General features: G+C 67.8%; 18 protein-coding genes. 4 read left to right on the forward strand and 14 right to left on the reverse strand.

The window, feature by feature from the left end:
- Positions 1-79 precede the first annotated feature (79 nt).
- A complete protein-coding gene (locus AC0B44_RS09480; RefSeq protein ID WP_471902646.1) occupies positions 80-1,375 on the forward strand; it encodes an Rv0361 family membrane protein in 1,296 nt (431 codons plus the stop codon).
- A 109-nt stretch (positions 1,376-1,484) separates the two neighbouring features.
- Here the strand turns inward: AC0B44_RS09480 and fbaA are convergent, their stop codons facing one another.
- Positions 1,485-2,522 (reverse strand): class II fructose-bisphosphate aldolase, encoded by a 1,038-nt coding sequence (fbaA, locus tag AC0B44_RS09485; RefSeq protein WP_471902647.1) that lies wholly within the window; start codon positions 2,520-2,522, stop codon positions 1,485-1,487.
- 178 nt (positions 2,523-2,700) lie between these two features.
- Here fbaA and AC0B44_RS09490 point away from each other — a divergent pair, with 178 nt between their 5' ends.
- On the forward strand, positions 2,701-3,447 hold the full coding sequence (locus AC0B44_RS09490; RefSeq protein ID WP_471902648.1) for a VTT domain-containing protein: 747 nt from the start codon (positions 2,701-2,703) through the stop codon (positions 3,445-3,447).
- 78 nt (positions 3,448-3,525) lie between these two features.
- On the opposite strand, the gene AC0B44_RS09495 is transcribed toward AC0B44_RS09490, so the two are convergent.
- The 3 genes from AC0B44_RS09495 to AC0B44_RS09505 all read right to left on the reverse strand — a co-directional run bounded on the left by AC0B44_RS09495 (position 3,526) and on the right by AC0B44_RS09505 (position 6,104).
- Complete coding sequence (locus AC0B44_RS09495) at positions 3,526-4,650, reverse strand: glycoside hydrolase family 76 protein (protein WP_471902649.1); 1,125 nt, start codon at positions 4,648-4,650, stop codon at positions 3,526-3,528.
- 115 nt (positions 4,651-4,765) lie between these two features.
- A complete protein-coding gene (locus AC0B44_RS09500) occupies positions 4,766-5,428 on the reverse strand; it encodes a TrmH family RNA methyltransferase (RefSeq protein WP_471902704.1) in 663 nt (220 codons plus the stop codon).
- Between the two features lie 58 nt (positions 5,429-5,486).
- Entirely contained in the window at positions 5,487-6,104 is a 618-nt protein-coding gene (locus AC0B44_RS09505) for a hypothetical protein (RefSeq protein ID WP_471902650.1), read from the reverse strand.
- Between the two features lie 155 nt (positions 6,105-6,259).
- Here AC0B44_RS09505 and AC0B44_RS09510 point away from each other — a divergent pair, with 155 nt between their 5' ends.
- The gene (locus AC0B44_RS09510) at positions 6,260-6,703 is read left to right on the forward strand and encodes a hypothetical protein (protein WP_471902651.1); all 444 of its coding nucleotides are present in this window, start codon (positions 6,260-6,262) and stop codon (positions 6,701-6,703) included.
- Positions 6,704-6,728: 25 nt separating this feature from the next.
- Here AC0B44_RS09510 and AC0B44_RS09515 read toward each other — a convergent pair whose 3' ends face one another.
- The 6 genes from AC0B44_RS09515 to AC0B44_RS09540 form a co-directional block, all read right to left on the reverse strand.
- Positions 6,729-7,454, reverse strand: coding sequence for a lysoplasmalogenase family protein (locus AC0B44_RS09515; protein WP_471902652.1), 726 nt, complete (start codon positions 7,452-7,454; stop codon positions 6,729-6,731).
- A 52-nt stretch (positions 7,455-7,506) separates the two neighbouring features.
- Complete coding sequence (galK, locus tag AC0B44_RS09520) at positions 7,507-8,643, reverse strand: galactokinase (protein WP_471902653.1); 1,137 nt, start codon at positions 8,641-8,643, stop codon at positions 7,507-7,509.
- The gene (gene galT, locus AC0B44_RS09525; protein WP_471902654.1) at positions 8,640-9,761 is read right to left on the reverse strand and encodes a galactose-1-phosphate uridylyltransferase; all 1,122 of its coding nucleotides are present in this window, start codon (positions 9,759-9,761) and stop codon (positions 8,640-8,642) included. Before galT ends, galK begins: the two co-directional genes overlap by 4 nt.
- Before the next feature lie 4 nt (positions 9,762-9,765).
- On the reverse strand, positions 9,766-10,305 hold the full coding sequence (gene pyrE / locus AC0B44_RS09530) for an orotate phosphoribosyltransferase (RefSeq protein ID WP_471902655.1): 540 nt from the start codon (positions 10,303-10,305) through the stop codon (positions 9,766-9,768).
- A gap of 82 nt (positions 10,306-10,387) precedes the next feature.
- A complete protein-coding gene (locus tag AC0B44_RS09535; protein ID WP_471902656.1) occupies positions 10,388-10,990 on the reverse strand; it encodes a LemA family protein in 603 nt (200 codons plus the stop codon).
- A 113-nt stretch (positions 10,991-11,103) separates the two neighbouring features.
- Positions 11,104-11,889, reverse strand: a complete 786-nt coding sequence (locus AC0B44_RS09540) for an SDR family NAD(P)-dependent oxidoreductase (protein ID WP_471902657.1) — start codon at positions 11,887-11,889, stop codon at positions 11,104-11,106.
- 151 nt (positions 11,890-12,040) lie between these two features.
- Between AC0B44_RS09540 and AC0B44_RS09545 the strand changes: the two genes are divergently transcribed.
- Entirely contained in the window at positions 12,041-12,376 is a 336-nt protein-coding gene (locus AC0B44_RS09545; RefSeq protein WP_471902658.1) for a hypothetical protein, read from the forward strand.
- A gap of 33 nt (positions 12,377-12,409) precedes the next feature.
- On the opposite strand, the gene AC0B44_RS09550 is transcribed toward AC0B44_RS09545, so the two are convergent.
- The 4 genes from AC0B44_RS09550 to clpB form a co-directional block, all read right to left on the reverse strand.
- Positions 12,410-13,918: a flavin-containing monooxygenase gene (locus tag AC0B44_RS09550; protein ID WP_471902659.1), complete on the reverse strand. Its 1,509-nt coding sequence runs from the start codon at positions 13,916-13,918 to the stop codon at positions 12,410-12,412.
- A 193-nt stretch (positions 13,919-14,111) separates the two neighbouring features.
- Entirely contained in the window at positions 14,112-14,789 is a 678-nt protein-coding gene (locus AC0B44_RS09555) for a type III secretion system chaperone family protein (RefSeq protein WP_471902660.1), read from the reverse strand.
- A gap of 21 nt (positions 14,790-14,810) precedes the next feature.
- On the reverse strand, positions 14,811-15,920 hold the full coding sequence (locus AC0B44_RS09560) for a DUF5666 domain-containing protein (RefSeq protein ID WP_471902661.1): 1,110 nt from the start codon (positions 15,918-15,920) through the stop codon (positions 14,811-14,813).
- A gap of 72 nt (positions 15,921-15,992) precedes the next feature.
- On the reverse strand, positions 15,993-18,548 hold the full coding sequence (clpB, locus tag AC0B44_RS09565) for an ATP-dependent chaperone ClpB (protein ID WP_471902662.1): 2,556 nt from the start codon (positions 18,546-18,548) through the stop codon (positions 15,993-15,995).
- Positions 18,549-18,722: the final 174 nt, after the last annotated feature.

An 18,722-nucleotide genomic window follows, 5' to 3' on the forward strand; every position in this document is an offset into this window, starting at 1 on the left:
GGGCCCATTCTGCCCGTCTCGTCCCGTCGGTCGATAGGCTGCCCGGGAAACCGCAGTCCGTCGAACGAGGTGCAAGCGCGTGCCCGATCCGAACAACGAAGCCCCGACCGAACAGAAGCCGACCGAAAAGCCGACGTCCACGGACTCCGGCACCGCCACCACGGACGACGATTCTCCGGCCGGTCCGGAGCACACCGTCGACCCGTCAGCCGAGCCCGGCAAGGAACCGCAGGCCGAGACCGCGGAGGCTCCGGCGAGTGAGGATGCTGCGGCAGCGGACGAATCTGCGATTGCCGTGGACTCCTCGACCACGGAGGAACCTGCCGCGGTCCAGCGTCCTGCAGAGCCCGAGCTTCCTGCAGAGCCCGAGCACCCGGCAGTGACCGAACCCTCCTCGGCGACCGAAGATCTCCCGACAACCGCGATGCCCGCGATCACCGAGGACCGTCCGGCGACCGGGAAACCGGCCCCGGCCCCGGCCCCGGCCGAGAGTCCTGCGGCACCCGAGAAACCTGCGGCAACCGAGAAACCTGCGACGGCCGAGCCGACGACGGCGAGCGAGGAGCCTGCCCCGGCTGAGCCGACGGCGAGCGAGGAACCCGCGGCAACCGAACAGGTCGCGGCGACCGAGGAATCCGCGGCAACAGTGCGTTTCGCGGCCATCCGCAAACCTGCGGCAGCCGAGGACAATGCCGAACCCGCCGGGGCCTCGTCCGTCGACGACGCGAGCGCCGGGCAACCGTCACCGATCTCGTCGGACACCGAAGCGGCACCCGGCGCGACCGACGCACCCACCGTGCGGATCCCGGTCACCGCGCATGTCCCGAAGCCGCCTCCGGAGCGCATCGTGCCCCGGAACGCTCAGCCCGTGGCCGTGCGCCCCGAACCGGCACCGGTGCAACTGCAGCCGACTCCGACGCGGATACCGCCGTCTCCGGACAAGGACCGTCGACGCCGGATGGTCGCCGCCGGTATCGGTGCGGCCGTCGTCGTGGCTGTGATCGCCGCGGTCGTGCTCGCCGTCGTCCTTCAGGACCGTGCGCAGAACTCCCCCGAGAGCCGGATCCGGGCGAGCATCGGCACGTTCGTGGGTGGCCTCACCGACGGGGATCTCGGCACGCTGCAAACGTCGACCTGTGGGGCGCTCGCCGAGTTCTACTCGTCGGTCGATCCGGCCGAGTTCGGCAGTATCCACGACCTCGCAGTGCAGGACGGCTCCATCCCCGTCGTGACGAGTGTCGACCGCATTCAGATCACCGAGGACACCGCCGTCGCCCAGGTCACCGCCCACACCACCCGCAACCCAGCAGACGTCACCGACCGCACTTTCGATCTCGCCCTCGTCGGCGACGAGTGGAAGGTCTGCAGCGAGTAACCCGGACAATACGAACGGGGCGCCGACCTGAGGCCGGCGCCCCGTTCGTTTCGAACAGCGACTCCCGATTGCCGGATTACTACTCGGCAGGCCGACTATGCGGCAGGCACTACTTGGCGGAGACGGAACGTCCCGCGGACCGGAGATCGTTGCATGCCTCGATGACGCGCTCGGTCATCGATGCCTCTGCCTTCTTCAGGTAGCTGCGGGGGTCGTAGACCTTCTTGTTGCCGACCTCGCCGTCGATCTTGAGCACGCCGTCGTAGTTCGAGAACATGTGCCCCGCGATCGGGCGGGTGAAGGCGTACTGCGTGTCGGTGTCGACGTTCATCTTCACGACGCCGTAGCCGAGCGCTTCGTCGATCTCGGACTTCAGCGAACCGGAACCACCGTGGAACACGAGGTCGAACGGCTTCGAGCCCTCGGGAAGACCCAGCTTCGACGAGGCGACGGCCTGACCCTCGGCCAGAACAGCCGGCTTCAGCTTGACGTTGCCGGGCTTGTAGACGCCGTGCACGTTGCCGAAGGTCGCGGCGAGCAGGTAGTGGCCCCTGTCGCCCGCACCCAGCGCGTCGACGGTCTTCTCGAAATCTTCGACGGTCGTGTAGAGCTTGTCGTTGATGGCGTTCTCGACGCCGTCCTCTTCACCGCCGACAACGCCGATCTCGATTTCCAGGATGATCTTCGCGGCGGCAGCATCCGCGAGGAGCTGCTGCGCGATCTCCAGGTTCTCGTCGATCGGGATGGCCGAGCCGTCCCACATGTGCGACTGGAACAGCGGGTTCTTGCCCGCGTCGACGCGTTCCTTCGAGATCGCGATGAGCGGACGGACGTAGCTGTCGAGCTTGTCCTTGGGGCAGTGGTCGGTGTGCAGCGCGATGGTGACGTCGTACTTGGCGGCAACCACGTGCGCGAACTCGGCGAGCGCGACGGCGCCGGTCACCATGTCCTTGACGCCCAGGCCCGAACCGAACTCGGCCCCACCGGTGGAGAACTGGATGATGCCGTCGCTACCGGCGTCCGCGAAGCCCTTGATCGCGGCATTGATGGTTTCGGACGAGGTGCAGTTGATCGCCGGGAATGCGAACGAATGCTCCTTGGCGGTAGCAAGCATCTCGGCATAGATCTCGGGAGTCGCGATAGGCACAGCGGCTGTCCTCCAGTGAGAAGTCGATCGGCGCCCCGCCGGGGTGTGGCAGGTGCCGTGGTTGTCCTTGCAGTATGTCAACTGACACGCCCGGTTCATACCCGGGCCGGGTTCGGTACCGTCCCGCCGCGGTGTCGCGATTCGGGTCCGTCACCCAGGCGCCGGTACCCTGGCGAACGTGACTTTGGTAGAAGCCTCGGAATCTGTGACCAATTTGGCCTTGTTGCCCGGGTTTCTGGACCCCGTCAACCTTCTGAACTCGTTCGGCACATGGATGCTCATCGGCCTGCTGGTCGTGGTGTTCATCGAATCCGGACTGCTGTTCCCGCTGCTCCCCGGCGACTCCCTCCTGTTCACCGCAGGGCTCATCGCGGCGGCGAAGTCGGCGGAGGTCGAACCGTTCGCGCCGTTGTGGGTGCTCATGGTGACGATCCCGATCGCGGCGGTCCTCGGTGACCAGGTCGGGTACTTCATCGGAACCAAGGGCGGCGCGAAGCTCTTCAAGAGCGACGACGCGAAGATCTTCAAGAAGAGCTACCTCGACGAGTCACACCGCTTCTTCCTGCGGCACGGCCCGGCCATGATCTTCCTGGCGCGCTTCGTGCCCATCGTGCGCACGTACGCGCCGCTCGTCGCCGGCGCCGCGAAGATGCCGTACCGCGTGTTCATCACCTACAACGTCATCGGCGGCATCGCGTGGGGCGCGGGCGTGACTCTGCTGGGTTACCTGCTCGGCCAGATCACGTTCATCGCCGACAACGTCGACTACATCTTCCTGCTGATCGTGTTCGTGTCGGTGCTGCCGATCCTCAACGAGGTCGTCAAGCGCTTCCTCGCGTCGCGTCGCGCCCCCGCGGCCGCGCCTGCCGGTAGCGACACCGAGCCCGAGACGACGCCCATCCCGCGCATCACCCGCGGCGAATAGGCCTCACGTCGTAGAAGGTGGTTGCCCCCGGTTCGCCGGGGGCAACCACCTTTTCTCGTCTGTGGGGGTAGCGGAGGCTCAGGGCGTTGCAGGTTTTGGCGCCCGTTCGGCGGCAACGGCGTGCGCGGCCTCCATGAGCATCCAGCCTCCGAGTTGCACCGACAGGTCGCGCTCTGCAACGGCCGACCCGCGCACGCTGCCGTGGGAGAACTGCGCGATCGCGGCCCCGAAATCGGGAAAGCGGGCCTGTCTGGTCCAGTCCTCACCGAACAATGGCAGTTCTTCGACCTGAAGACGGTTCTCCCACGCGGCCTCCGCGGAGACCAGCACGATCCGCGCGGCCGTGTTGCGAGCGCGTACGTCGTCGTCGTCCTGCACGGGCAGGGTCGTCGCGACCATCGCGAGATACCGGGCGAGAATGCCGTTGAACAGGCCGCCGTCGCCCCCGCCGCCTCCGGCGATCACGCTGCGTTCGGTGAGGTTGTCGTCGACGGCCTCGACGAGGCGGTGCACGCGTTCCCGGTGCCTGGAGTCGCCGAGTTGCACGGCGAGTTCGGTTTCCAGCCCGAGCGTGACGCCCTGGCAGTAGCTGTAGACGGCACGTTCGTGCACCCCGTTGCGGATGCCGTCGAGGATGAGGCCCGTCTCGGGATCCATGAGCGTCTCGTCGATCCAGTCCGCCATTTCCTGTGCCCGCCACACCTTGCCTGCGCGAGCGAGCAGCAGTGCTGCGGGGGCGTTCGCCGGAGCGTTGTAGAAGTCGTCCCGGCGACGCCACGGGATACCGCCACCCTGGTCGGGTGCCCATGCGTCGGACAACTCACCGACGATCGTGTCGAGCGCGGAACGGTGGTCGACATACAGGTGACGCTGGGCGCGTTCGAGCGCCAGGCCGAGCCATGCCATGTCGTCGAAGTAGTCGTTGGTCCAGCCCGTGAGGTTGCGGATGCGGTGCGCGCGGGTCAGGCGCACCACGCGGCGGCGCCGCCGGGACGTCGCCTCACGTTCGGTGGCGTCGACGGCCAGGTCGATCAGATGCGCCTGCCACCAGTAGTGCCACGTCCCGAAAATTCGCTCACGCCGCGCCGCGGGCCATCCGACCACGCCCAGCGCTGTGCCCGGCAACGCCCACAGCCTGCGCACGTGACGGGACATCACGGCGGTCTCCGCAGCGTCTGCGCGCTCCGACCACAGCCCGGGCATAACGTTCATCATCCTCATCCCACAATGCCTGCAAAATCCCACCGCGACACCCGTCAGGTGCCGGATTCTTCATCCCCGTTCGGGCGGCGCGCGTTACCGCGCCCGAGTGAGATCGTTACCACGCATCGGAGAGATCGGCGTGCTGCCTGATCCAGGCGTGCATCGCGATCCCGGCGGCGACTCCGGCGTTCACCGAGCGAGTCGAACCGAACTGGGCGATGGAGACGGTCATCGACGCCACGTCCCGGGCACGTTCGGTTACCCCGGGCCCCTCCTGGCCGAACAACATAAGGCAGTTGCGCGGCAGAGTGACCGTCTCGAGAGGTACCGATCCGGGAGTGTTGTCCACCGCGACAACCGTCAACCCCCGGGCGGCGGCCCACTCGAGCAGGGTGTCGACGTCGGGGTGGTGCATCAGGTGCTGGTAGCGGTCGGTGACCATGGCCCCGCGCCGATTCCAGCGACGCCGGCCGACGATGTGCACGGTGTCGACCGCGAACGCGTTCGCCGTGCGCACCACGGTCCCGATGTTGGCGTCGTGCCCGAAGTTCTCGATGGCCACGTGCAACGGGTGCCGACGACGGTCGATGTCCGCGACGATCGCCTCTCGCGTCCAGTAGCGGTAGGCGTCGACGACATTGCGGCGGTCGCCGTGCGCGAGCAGTTCGGGATCGTAGCGGGGGTCGGTCGGAGGCTCGGTCCCGAATTCGTCGACCCACGGACCGACGCCGTTCGGGTGCTCTCCCCACTCGGTCGGGCCGGGAATCTCCTCCGCCAGGGCGTGCTCGTCGGCCTGGGTATGTTCGTCGGCCCTGATGTGTTCGTGGGTGGTCACGTCAGAAGGTTTCGTTCGAACCGGAGGCGATGGTGAAGCCGTGCCCGGTGCTGTCGTTCGCGCACGTCACGTCGACGTCCGTGGTGGTGCAGGTGTAACCCAGCTTCGCGAGTGTGGAACCGGGCGGCAGTACCGGGCTCGCTCCGTCGGGCGAGAGGTACACGGGACCACCCGAGCAGAGGAACTCCCCCGGTCCGGTGTCCTGGACCCGGATGCCGTGGCCCCAGTTGACGATACAGTTGTCGGGTTGCGGGGGAACCGGGTCGGTCGCCCCCTCGCAGCCCGCCTCGGTGCGGGTCGGCAGGCGGACGATGCCGCACTGGAACGCTCCGTCGGGGCTCGCGAAGTAGTACGACTCGTTGCGCTCGTATTCGACGTCGACCAGCGTGGTTTCGGGCGCCGGCGGGGTGGTTTCGGGCGCCGGCGGGGTGGTCTCGGGCGTCGCGGAAGTGGTGGTGGGCGTCGCGGGCTGTTCGGTCGTCGTGACGGCCGGAGCGGAGGTCGAACTCGCTGCGGCGGACGTTTCGGCCTGCGGCTCGTCGGCGGCGGACGAACCGCACCCGGTCAGGACCAGTGCGGCGCACGCGGCCACCGCGATCGAGGACAACCGACTTCTCACGTAACACCCTCCCGACGATGTGCGGAGCTCACTCTATCGATGAGGCAGCGGCGACCCGCCACCCGCCGTACTCACGCCCGATTTGCGATCGATGCATCGCGACAACGCGGCCACGGCGTCGGTCCTCCGGTTTACCCTTGGACGCGGAGGGAGTCATGCAGCACCGTCGAACCGTGTACACCGTCGCCTTCGTGACGACGGCGTATCTCATCGTGTTCTCGCTGTGGCTCAACCTGTTCTATCCGAAGTCCGAGCCGGGGACGCTGGGCTTCCAGATCGTCTTTCTGGTGTGCCTCTACGGCACCGTACTGGGCTTGTCGATGGTGTTCTCCGACCGCGCGTCCAAGGTGCAGCGCAAGATCGAGCGCGAAGGGTTCGAAGGGTGGGCGACCGTCCGGTCCGCGAAACCCGTCCGTACGACCCGCTCGGGTCAGCTCACCGAACTCGACCTCGATCTGATGGTCCCCGGTTCCGAGCCCTACCACGGGAAGGTCTTCTACGAGGTAGCTCGTAAGCACCTGCCGCGGTACACCCCCGGACAGGTGGTGACGATCTTCGTCGACCCCGACGACCGGGACCGGATCCTGCTGTTCCCCTAGTCCGTCGCTATCGAGTAGTCCGCCGCTATCGAGCGTTCCGGCGCGCGAGCGCGAGCATTCCCTCGACGAGGAGTGCTTGCGCCGCCACGTAGGTCACCAGTACGAATCCCTCTGCGGCGGCCCGAGCGCGTTCGTTCTTCAGCAGCGTCCGACGCAGGACGATCGATCCGTCGGAGGCCGTGAAGACCAGTCCGCCCAGCCCGAGCCAGCTACGCCGGTCCGTGCCGGGTACGGCGATCCCAGCGAACTGCGGCGCCCCGGGTGCCAGGGACGGATCGCCGGCGAGCGTCGCGGTGGTGCCGAGCACGGCGCCGTAGGCGGTCAGGGGCACCGCGACCGGACGGCTGCTGGCGCCGAGCAGTCCTGCAGCACCGAGGACCGCACCCGCGCGTTGTATCGCGGCGCTCCTGCTCACCCGGGCACCGTGCCGGACGAGCACCGTCGAGTACGCAGCCTGCATCACGGCGAACGAACCGGCGCCGCGCAGGATCCGCGGGTCCTCGTCGGAACGGATCATGAAGACGTCGCCGGCCGTCGCAGCGGCGAGACCGGTGAGCAGCAGTGCCGTGTCGACCGGGGTGGTTTCGCGCGAATTCCGCAGCACCCGGACCGCGAGAGCGGGTCCGATGAGGGGTTTCGCGACGCGCTGCCAGCTTTCCCTGTCGCACACTGCACCGGCGACGGTCGCTGCGGTCGCCGCCGCGAGGACCACGTGTTCTGCGCCCCACGGACGTCGACCGAACCAACTCATGGGCCGCACAGTACCCGTCGGCATCACCGGGTCGTTCTCACGTCCCGAACGACTATCGGCAACGACGGGCGGCTCCCGCCGGTGTCGCCCGCAGGAAGGCGGGGGCGGGAAGCCCACGTCGAGCAGCGGCGTCGGCGACTGCCGCCTCGATCGCGGCGGCGCGGCCGAGTTCGCACAACACGATCGCCGAACCACCGAATCCCCCGCCGACCATCCGGGCTCCCGACGCACCCGCAGCACGGGCGGCGTCGACCGCGGTGTCGAGTTCGAGACAACTGACCTCGAAGTCGTCGCGCAGCGACCGGTGCGACGCGTCGAGCAGGGCTCCGAGTTCGTGAATCCGGCCCGTCCGCAGAGCATCGGCAGCGAGCCGAACCCGGTCGATCTCCGTGACGACGTGCCGGGCGCGGCGGCGCAGCACCGGGTCGTCGAGTCCGTCGACCGACGAGGCGTCGCGCAGCGTCGCAACCCCGAGGAGCCGCGTGGCGTCCTCCACCGCGCGGCGTCGCTCGCCGTACTGCCCGTCGACGAGGCGGTGGGCGGTGCGGGTGTCGACGACCAGGATCGTCATGTCGTGTGCCGCCGGGTCGAAGGGGACATGCTCGACGCTGCCGTCTGCGCAATCCAGCAGCAGTGCGTGACCGGCACGCCCCCGCAAAGCGATCTGCTGGTCCATTCCGCCGGTGGGTGCTCCGACGTACTCGTTCTCCGCGACGACACAGGCACCGGCAAGCCGGTCGCGGCCCGCATCGTCGGTGGGCAGCCCGTACATCTCGGCCACCGCCAGCGCGACCGCCGCCTCGAGGGCAGCGGACGATGAAAGCCCGGACCCCACAGTGACATCCGACGAAATCGCGATGTCGAGACCGGCACAACCCGGGGGGTCGAGTGCGTACAGGACACCGGCGACGTATGCGGCCCATCCGCTCGGTCGCGCGCGCCCGCGCAACGACGACAGGTCGGTTTCGACCCGGTCGAATCCGGTGCTCACCATGCGCACCCGGCCGTCGCTGCGGCGGCGCACCCCGGCCGCCGTTATCTGCTCCAGCGCGATCGGCAGACACAATCCGCCCGCGTAATCGACATGCTCGCCGATGAGATTGACACGCCCCGGCGCGCACCACACACCGTCCGGTTCACCGCCGAAGGACTCGGTGAACCTCTGCGCCGCATCGTCGTAGACCGTCATGTGCCCACCTCCCGCAGGCGCGCCGCGATGCGTTCCGGGGTGGTGTCGCTGATCCACGCCCCCATCGCAGACTCCGACCCCGCGAGGTATTTGAGTTTGTCGGGGGCACGACGCAGCGAAAAGATCTGGCAGAACAAGCGCCCGTGTTCACGATCCTCACCGACCGGTGCCTGGTGCCACGCCGCAATGTACGGAACGCGGTCGACACCGTCGAAGAAGTGATCGACGCGAGCGAGCATGTCGCACTGGAGCATTGCGAGTTCGTCGCGTTCGGCATCGCTGAGCGCAGCGAGATCGGGGACGTCGCGGTGCGGTGCGAGATGAACTTCGACCGGCCAGCGCGCGGCGGCGGGCACATAGGCGGTCCAGTCGCGGCCCGACCACACCACGCGGGTTTCCGCACGACGTTCGGCGTCGAGCACGTCGCGCTGCAACGACCGACCGGTGCGCGCACGATGTTCCCGCGCACGCTCGACGAGTGTCGTGGTGCGCGGTGGGAGGAAGGGATAGGCGTAGATCTGGCCGTGCGGATGCTGAAGTGTCACACCGATTTCGGCGCCGCGGTTCTCGAAGCAGAACACCTGTCGCACCCCCGGCACGGCCGACAGGGCGGCGGTGCGGGCGGCGAGAGCGTCGATGACGGTCCGTGCCCGCGAGGAGCCGAGATCAGCGAACCGTGCGTCGTGGTCGGGAGTGAACGCCACGACTTCACATCGCCCGTCGGCGGGACGGCGCGACCACAAGGTGTCGTGATCGGTGCCTGCGGATTCGCTGCCGTCACCGTGGGCACCGAGGGCCGGGAATCGGTTCTCGAAGACGACGACGTCGTAGTCGTCGGCCGGAATCTCGGTGGTCGTCTCGGGGGAACTCGGGCACAGGGGGCAGTCGACGGCGGCGGGCAGAAAGGTGCGGTCCATGCGATGGGCCGCGAAGGTGACCCACTCTCCGGTGAGCGGGTCGCGCCGCAACTCCGACGCCTTAGCGACCGGCGGCAATGCGCGCCGGTCGCTGGCGTCGCGAGTCGCGGAGCCGGACACGAACGGTTCGGTGTCGTCGAAGTAGATCAGCTCGCGGCCGTCCGCGAGCCTCGTGACCGTCTGCCGGACCCGTTCGCCCACGGGGCTACTCGCCGGCCAGGCCCAGGTCGTCGAGTCCGAGCAGGGAACGGTATTCCACGCCCTCAGCGGCGATGACCTCGTCGGCGCCGGTGGCGCGGTCGACGACGGTCGCAACGCCCACCACGACTGCGCCCGCATCGCGCAGCGCCTTGACGGCCGTGAGCGGGGAGTTGCCGGTGGTGGTGGTGTCCTCCACGACGAGGACTCGCTTGCCCGTCACGTCCGGTCCCTCGATCTGGCGTTGCATCCCGTGGGCTTTCGCGGCCTTGCGGACGACGAACGCGTCGATCGGACGTCCGGGAGCGTGCATCACGGCCATCGCGACGGGGTCGGCGCCCATCGTCAGCCCACCGACGGCGTCGAAGTCCCAGTCGGCGACGAGTTCGCGGAGCAACTTGCCGATCAGCGGAGCAGCGCGGTGATGCAGGGTCGCGCGGCGCAGATCCACGTAGTAGTCGGCTTCCTTGCCGGACGACAACGTCACCCGGCCGTGCACCACCGCCAGCTCACGTACCAGTGCTGCCAGTTCGTCACGGTCACTCATGTCGCGTCCCTCGTCGTCGTCTCGCGCGGCCGCCCGGTTGGCAGCGCTGCGTCGGCAACGAGCCTAGTCGCCCACCCGGAGGTCAGGCGGCGACGGGACCCGGGTGCGGTGCGAGGGTTCCGTCCTCGACGGTTGTCGCATCCTGCTCGGGAGTTGCGACCGGAGCGGGCGCCTCGAAGAGCGGCACCGGGCCGATCGCGCCGATCTTCGCGTACAGGGAGGTGGGGAAACGGCCGACCGCGTCGTTGAGCGTGGTGCCGATGTCGTTGAACACCTTGACGGCCCCGGCGATCCGCTCCTCCCGTAGCTGCAACTCGCGGGCGACCCGCACGAACGGCCAGTGGCTGACGCCGTCGAGACCACCGATGAGGTCGTGCAACGCGGCGGAGAGCGTGTTCTCCGCGGCAGCGCGTTCCGGGAGGCCGAGCCGCTGATCGCGCATCTCGATGGCGAGCGACCTGGCGCCGACGACGGGCCGGAGCAGGGCGCGGTCCACACCGGCTCCCGCCGACGCGGCGATGAGCGTGGGGACGAGGTCGTAGCGGTCGTCGAGCTCGTGGCGGAGCAGCCGCAGACTGTCGCGGTGGCGGATTCGCAGCGTCCGCAGACGCTGCACCCCCACCCGTATCCAGAGCGCCGTTGCCGCCACCAACGCCACAACAATCACCACAGCCACAGAGGTCACGTTTGAGAAATGTACTCACGTATGTGGGCGTCGCGACAGAGGGTTCCCGCGTGTCCCTCTCGCGTAGCCGTACCGTGACCTTCCGGCCCGCTCGCGCGGGTGGGTTGCGAGGTTCAGGTGCGTCCGCGCCCGTTGCCGAGACGAGCGGCGATCTTGCGCACCAGATTCTGTGGCACCAGCCGTCCGGCGGTGGCCAGCACCTTGTACTGGATCCCCGGGATGCTTCGGACCTTGCCGGATTCGAGGTCGGCGAGCGACGCGCGTACCACCTGGTCGACGTCGAGCCACAGCACGGCCGGGGTGGACGACATGTCGATCCCCGCGCGCTTGTGGAACTCGGTGCGCACGAACCCGGGGCACAGCGCCTGGATGCGCACCCCTGCCCCGGCGAGACCGCCGGCGAGCCCTTCGGTGAACGAGACCACGTACGCCTTGCTCCCGGAATAGGTGGACCCGCGGCCGGGCACCAAGCCCGCGACACTCGCGACGTTGATGATGTCGCCCCGGCCCGCGGCGATCATCGGCGGCAGGGCTGCGCGGGTGAGCTGGACGACCGCGGTGACGTTCACGTCGAGCTGGGCCTGCAGCAGTTCCGGCTCGGCGGTCCAGAATTCGCCCGTCGTCCCGAAGCCCGCGTTGTTGATCAGCATGTCGACGCCGCGCGCGAGGCGCTCCGCCACTGCGCCACGACCGTCTGCCGTGGTGAGGTCGGCGGGGAGCACTTCGGAGGACGCACCGAACCTGCGCTCGAGTTCGGCGGCGAGATCGTCGAGAGCGGTGCGATTGCGGGCGACGAGAACGAGGTCGTATCCCCGCTCGGCGAGCGTCCTCGCGAAACCTGCACCGATGCCCGAGGTAGGGCCGGTCACGAGCGCGACGGGACGCGAAGGTGAAGTCATGGCCGCCACACTAGCGGCGGAGCGCAGGAATTCGGGCGCGTCGAACGGCGACACCCTGTTTCCGAGCTCTTGCGGAGACCTCGCCCGGTTGCCTCTCCGAGTAGTGCACCATCGAACCGGAACAACGCCATCGAGCGGAAGAGGCATCGACATGAGTGATGAATCCATACCCGATCCGCACGGGGCGCTCGAGCTCGTCTCCTTGTTCTGCGGCACCGAAGCAACGCAGATCGACGGGCAGGTGATCTGCGCGCGCATGATCAACCCGTTCACCGGGCGGATCATCGACTTCCGGGCCCGCTACTACGGTAGTCCGGACGACTTGGGATGGGTCGTCCAGTTCTTCGAGGACTACGACGCCGACGATCGACGCCGGCTCGGTGGTCGACGTGCTCCGGATCTGGCGGACGCCATCAGCGGTGCGTGGGACGCGTTGAGAAGCAAGTACACCGGCGGCGGCGTCGAGCGGCCCCAGGGTCGCCCCTGATCGAGCTCTCAGCCTTACGACCGAGGGTTCAGATCACCCGACGAGGTCCTCCGAGCCTTCCACAGGACCGAAGACCATCGAGTCGTCGACCTTGCTCATCCGGTGAGCGACGGCGTCGAGGTAGTAGTTGTGACGGACCCGCCAGTGCCCTCGGGTGCCCGACTTCGGCAGCGCGTCCGGCGAGCGTTGCACGTATCCGGCCTCGAGGTCCCAGAGCGGTTGCGCGCTCATCGGCTCGGCACCCAGGTGAGGATAAGCACGGGTGTAACCGTTCTCCCGCATGTATCCGACGAGGTTCGCGATCGAACGCGCCGTCATGTCGGCCCGCAGTGTCCACGAGGCGTTGGTGTAACCGACGGACCAGGCGAGATTGGGGACGTCCTCGATCAGGTGGCTCTTGAAGACGAATCGGTCGTGCGGTTTCACCTCGTCACCGTCGACCACCAGGCGCGTCCCGCCGAAGCCGAGCAGTTGCAGGCCCGTGGCGGTCACGATGATGTCGGCGTCGAGGTGCCGGCCGGAGACCAGTCGTACGCCGGTCTCGTCGAAGCGGTCGATGCGGTCGGTGACCATCTCCACGGAGCCCGCCGTGATGCCGCTGAACAGGTCGCCGTCGGGAACCATGCACATGCGCTGGTCCCACGGGTTGTAGGTGGGGTTGAAGTGCACGTCGACCGGATAGTCCTCCGGCAGGCCGGCTGCCACGTTCGCGCGGATCATCTTGCGGCCCAGTTTCGGGAACCGGTGCGTGAGGTGCACGATCGCCGCGGTCTGTGTCGCATAACGCCACCGGATCACCCGGTGTGCCGCCCCGGGTGGAAGGAGCTTCCGGACAATGGGTGCGAGGTATTGCTTCTGCTTGGCCGACCAGATGTACGAGGGTGAGCGCTGCAGCATCGTCACGTGCGCCGCCTTGTCGGTGAGGTTGGGGATCAGGCTCACCGCGGTCGCGCCGCTTCCGATCACGACCATGCGCTTGCCCCGGTAGTCGAGGTCCTCCGGCCAGTGCTGTGGATGCACGATCCGGCCCGTGAAGTCCTCTGCCCCGGCGAACCTCGGGGTGTAGGGCCGGTCGTAGTCGTAGTAACCGGTCGCGAAGACGACGAAACGGCACCGGTAGGTCCTGCGACGCTTGTCGGCACCCTCACCGGCCTCGACGTCCAGCGTCCAGGTGTCGGTGTCCGAGTGCCATTCGGCGGTCACCACGTGCTGCTCGAAGCGGATGCGGTCGGCGATGCCGAACTTGCGCGCGGTGTGCTCGATGTAGTCCCTGATATCTGCGCCTTCGGCCAGTGCGCCCGGCTTCGCCCACGGCTCGAAGGGGTAACTGAGCGAATAGATGTCGCTGTCGGACCTCACGCCCGGATAACGGAAAAGATCCCAGGTCCCGCCGACGCGCTGCCTGCGCTCGAGGACCAGGTAGTCGCAGCCGGGATTCTGCTCGAGGAGCCGATAGGCGCAGTCGATGCCCGACAGTCCCGCCCCGATGATGATCACGTCGTGCGGGGTGTCGTTCGCGGGTGTGTGAGAACTGCCGGCCACGTGGGACCTCCTGGTCGAGACGCCCCCCGGTGCTGCCATCATGCAACATTCGTCATCAGATGTGAGCGTTATCACACTCGCAGAGGAGGAAGCATCACGGCTTCCTGTCCCAGCGAGACGCGGTCACTGGATGCGGTGGAAGAGTTCGGCAGTGGCCGGGGCGGGCAGTCCTACCGCGATCCGGCGACCTGGGTCAGCGGTGCGAGGACGGGCGGCCGGGGTCGTGCTCGCTGCGCGCGATTTCCTCGGATTCCGTGGATTCGACCGGGGGCGGAAGGACATGCAGGATCCCCGACAACCGGGCGACCGTTTCGATGGCCGAATCCCACTCGCGGCCGTTGCTGCCCACCGGGATCGAACCCAGGGTCCACTCTCCCTCGCTCCACAGCATCTGCACGTGGTCGGGGATGGACTGGGTGAACGCGACCATGCGCTGGTCGCACACACGACGGGCGATCTCGAGGTCGGTGGCGAACACGATGCGCGGCCCGATCGAACCGAGCAGATTCATGTCGTGGTCTTTCGGCGGCGGCGTCGACTTCAGTCGCAGGTCGATGTCCACATCCGAACCGACCTTGCGCCGGACCGCGACGATCGTCGCGGTTTCTTCGATGTCGAAGAGGGTGAAGTGCTCGCCGCGCCGGACACCCCGCACGACGTCGATCGCGCCGAGGTACTCCTGCTTGGCGAGCGCGGCGCGGTGCCAGTGCGACGGCAGTTGGTCGTCCGATGCCGTGTACTTGTAGCCCTGGGCACGTGCCCAGATCTCACGCACACGCCCGGATTGTTCACGCCGGGTGCGGTCGACATAGAGCAGTGCGAGCGCACCGAGCAGTGCGACCGCGGCGAGAGCAAACCACAAGAACGTCATCGACACGAAAGCCTAGCGTGCTCAGCGACCCGGACCGTCGAATGACGGTATCGACGCGCTGACGACGGTCTCGGCCGTCATGCTGCCCGCTTCGACGGGAGTGCCGGTCGCGACCACGGCCGAGCCGACGGTCAATGCGGACGGATCGTCGCCCGAGAGCGTGATGATCTGGGTGTCGGGCGTGAGCAACACGGTGACCAGCGATCCGCCGATCCCGCTGATCGTCAGGCTCGAGCCGTCGTTCGAGGTAACCGTGCCGACCACTGCCCCGGAGTCACCGATGATCTCCCCGAGACCGCCGGGAAGCTCGTCGAGGGGAGGAATCGACGGGGATTCCTCCGGCGACGGGCTCGGCGAAAGCGGCGCGGCAGGTGCCTGCGTCGTGAACTGGCGGGCGCCGGTGGCCGAGTCGGATTCACCGTCGATCTTGCTCACGAGGAATCCGATAGTTCCTCCGAGCGCGATGAGGACCACCACTGCGAGCAGGAGGATTCCCCATCGCGGGCCGCGCGGAGCCTTCTTCGAACCGTCCGCACCGGGCGGGCCCTCGGGAGGCATCGTGGGCGGATAGCCGGGGGGCTGGTTCGGCGGTTGCCCGAACGCCTGTGTGGGCTGGTAACCCTGCGCCGCCTGGTATCCCGCCGTGGGCTGCTGTATCGGCTCGAACTGCTGCGTGGGTTGGTACTGCTGCGTGGGCCCGTACTGCTGCGTGGGCCCGTACTGCTGCGTGGGTTGGTACTGCTGGGCGGGTCCGTACTGCTGTGTCGGCCCGAACTGCTGTGTGGGCTGGTAACCCACCGGTGCCGCCCCAGCCGGCGGGTAACCCTGACCCGGCGAATGAGGCTGGGCCGGGTAGGCCTGGGTCTGCTGATCAGCCTGGGAGTTGGGAGCGGCCTGTGGCATGGCGGAGGGAGGACCGGGCTCCGGATACACCAGGGTCGGGTTCGAGACCGGTGTCCCGTACGCCGCAGTGGGGTCGTCGGTGTGCAGCACACGAGTGTCGTCGGGTGCTGTGCTCTCCTGCGCCTGCGTCGGGCCCTGCTGCGATTCGTCGGGCGGCGTACCACCGTGCGACTCGTCGAGCGCGTAGGCCCGCTCCTGCGGCGTGCGCGGATCATGCGGCTCTGTCATAACCCCTCCCACAGTAAACGTGCGCGTTTCCGGTAGCGAGTGCTACCGGAAACGCGCACGAGGGAGAGCCAATCAGTTACCGATGACGAGCCTGTCGCCGTCGTCGCTGACACCCACCGGGACGGTGTCGCCGTCCTTGATCTCTCCGGCCAGCAGCTTCTTGGCGAGCTGGTCGCCGATGGCCTGCTGGATGAGCCGTCGCAGCGGACGCGCACCGAACTGCGGATCGTATCCACGCACCGCCAGCCACAGCCGAGCACTGGAGTTGACGTCGAGCGTCAGACGCCGTGCCTCGAGCCGCTCTGCCAGCTGCGCCAGCTGGATGTCGACGATCTGCGCGAGCTGTCCTTCCGACAGCGGATCGAACACGACCACATCGTCGAGCCGGTTGATGAACTCCGGCTTGAACGCTGCCCGTACCGCCGCCATCACGTGGTCCTTGTCGCCTCCGGCGCCCAGGTTGGACGTGAGGATCAGGATCGTGTTGCGGAAGTCGACGGTACGTCCCTGCCCGTCGGTGAGCCGGCCGTCGTCGAGCACCTGGAGCAGCGTGTCGAACACGTCGGGGTGAGCCTTCTCGACCTCGTCGAACAGCACCACCGAGTACGGGCGGCGCCGCACGGCTTCGGTGAGCTGACCACCCGACTCGTAGCCGACATAGCCCGGAGGGGCACCGACCAGGCGCGCCACCGAGTGCTTCTCGCTGTACTCCGACATGTCGATGCGCACCATGGCGCGCTCGTCGTCGAACAGGAAATCGGCGAGCGCCTTGGCCAACTCGGTCTTGCCGACACCGGTGGGGCCGAGGAACAGGAACGAGCCCGTCGGACGGTTCGGGTCGGACACACCGGCCCGCGCCCGCCGCACGGCATCGGACACCGACTGGACCGCACGGTCCTGGCCGACGACACGCTTACCGAGTTCGTCCTCCATCCGGAGCAGCTTCGCGGTCTCACCTTCGAGCAGACGCCCGGCCGGGATGCCCGTCCAAGCGGCGACGACATCGGCGACGTCGTCCGGCCCGACCTCTTCCTTGAGCATCACGTCGTCACCGGTGCCGGTTCCCGACGCGGCCGCGGCGGCCTCGAGCTGCTTCTCCAGTTCGGGGATGCGGCCGTACCGGAGCTCGGCGACCTTGCCGAGATCGCCGTCGCGCTCGGCCCGTTCCTCCTCGCCGCGCAGCGCTTCCAACTGCTCCTTGACCACGCGAACCGAGTCGATCGCGGTCTTCTCGTTCTGCCAGCGGGTGGTGAGCTGATTGAGCCGTTCGCGTTCGTCGGCGAGTTCGGCCCGCAGCTTTTCGAGACGATCCTTCGAGGCGGCGTCGGTTTCCTTCTCCAGCGCCATCTCTTCGATCTCGAGGCGACGGACGATCCGTTCGACCGAGTCGATCTCCTCGGGACGCGAGTCGATCTCCATGCGGAGCCGTGACGCCGCTTCGTCGACGAGGTCGATGGCCTTGTCGGGCAGGAAGCGCGAAGTGATGTACCGATCGGACAGCGTCGCGGCGGCGACGAGCGCCGAGTCGGTGATGCGCACGCCGTGGTGCACTTCGTACCGTTCCTTGAGACCACGCAGGATGCCGACGGTGTCCTCGACGCTCGGCTCGCCGACGAAGACCTGCTGGAACCGCCGTTCGAGCGCGGCGTCCTTCTCGATGTACTTGCGGTACTCCTCGAGGGTGGTCGCACCGACCAGGCGCAGTTCGCCGCGCGCGAGCATCGGCTTGATCATGTTGCCCGCGTCCATGGCGGATTCACCGGTCGCGCCGGCACCGACGATGGTGTGCAGTTCGTCGATGAACGTGATGATCTCGCCCGCGGAGTCCTTGATCTCGTCGAGCACGGCCTTGAGGCGTTCCTCGAATTCGCCGCGGAACTTCGCGCCGGCCACCATCGCGCCGAGGTCGAGAGCCACGACGGTCTTGCCGCGCAGCGATTCCGGCACGTCGCCGGCGACGACGCGCTGGGCGAGCCCCTCGACGATGGCCGTCTTGCCGACGCCGGGTTCACCGATGAGAACCGGGTTGTTCTTGGTGCGGCGCGAGAGCACCTGCACGACACGGCGAATCTCGTTGTCGCGGCCGATGACCGGGTCGAGCTTGCCCTCGCGGGCACGGGCGGTCAGATCGGTCGAGTACTTCTCGAGAGCCTGGTAGGTCGCTTCGGGATCTGCGCTGGTGACCCGGCGGTTCCCGCGGACGGCAGTGAACGCCTCCCGCAGGGCCGCGGGTGTCGCGCCCTGTCCCACAAGAAGCTTCGCTACGTCGGAGTCGCCGCTCGCGAGACCGACGAGGACGTGTTCGGTCGAGACGAATTCGTCCGAGAGTTCGGTTGCCAGCTTCTGCGCCGCCGAGAGTGCGGCGATCGCCTCACGCCCGAGTTGGGGGGTGGTGGTGGCACCGGTGGTCTGCGGCAGCGTACCGACGAGCCGATCGGCTTCGGCCCGGACCGCCGACGGATTCACGCCGACCGCTTCGAGCAGTGGCGCGGCGATGCCGTCCGCCTGGTCGAGCAGCGCCACCAGAAGGTGGGCCGGACGGATGTCCGGGTTGCCGGCAGTGGACGCGGCCTGGAGAGCCGCCGTCAGTGCGGCCTGAGTCTTGGTCGTCGGGTTGAACGAATCCACCGCGCGCCCCTTTCACGTCGAATGCTGGTGATTCTGTACCTGTGGACCGGTGTCCACGAGGTTCGCTATGCACAACGGATACAAGATTGAGTTTGTTCCGCTCAAGTTTCTTGATGGTGTGATTCACACCATAGCTGCGAATGGGGGATCACGGTGTAGCCGACCGGCACGTGA

It is taken from the genome of Rhodococcus sp. NPDC019050 (genome assembly GCF_055664235.1).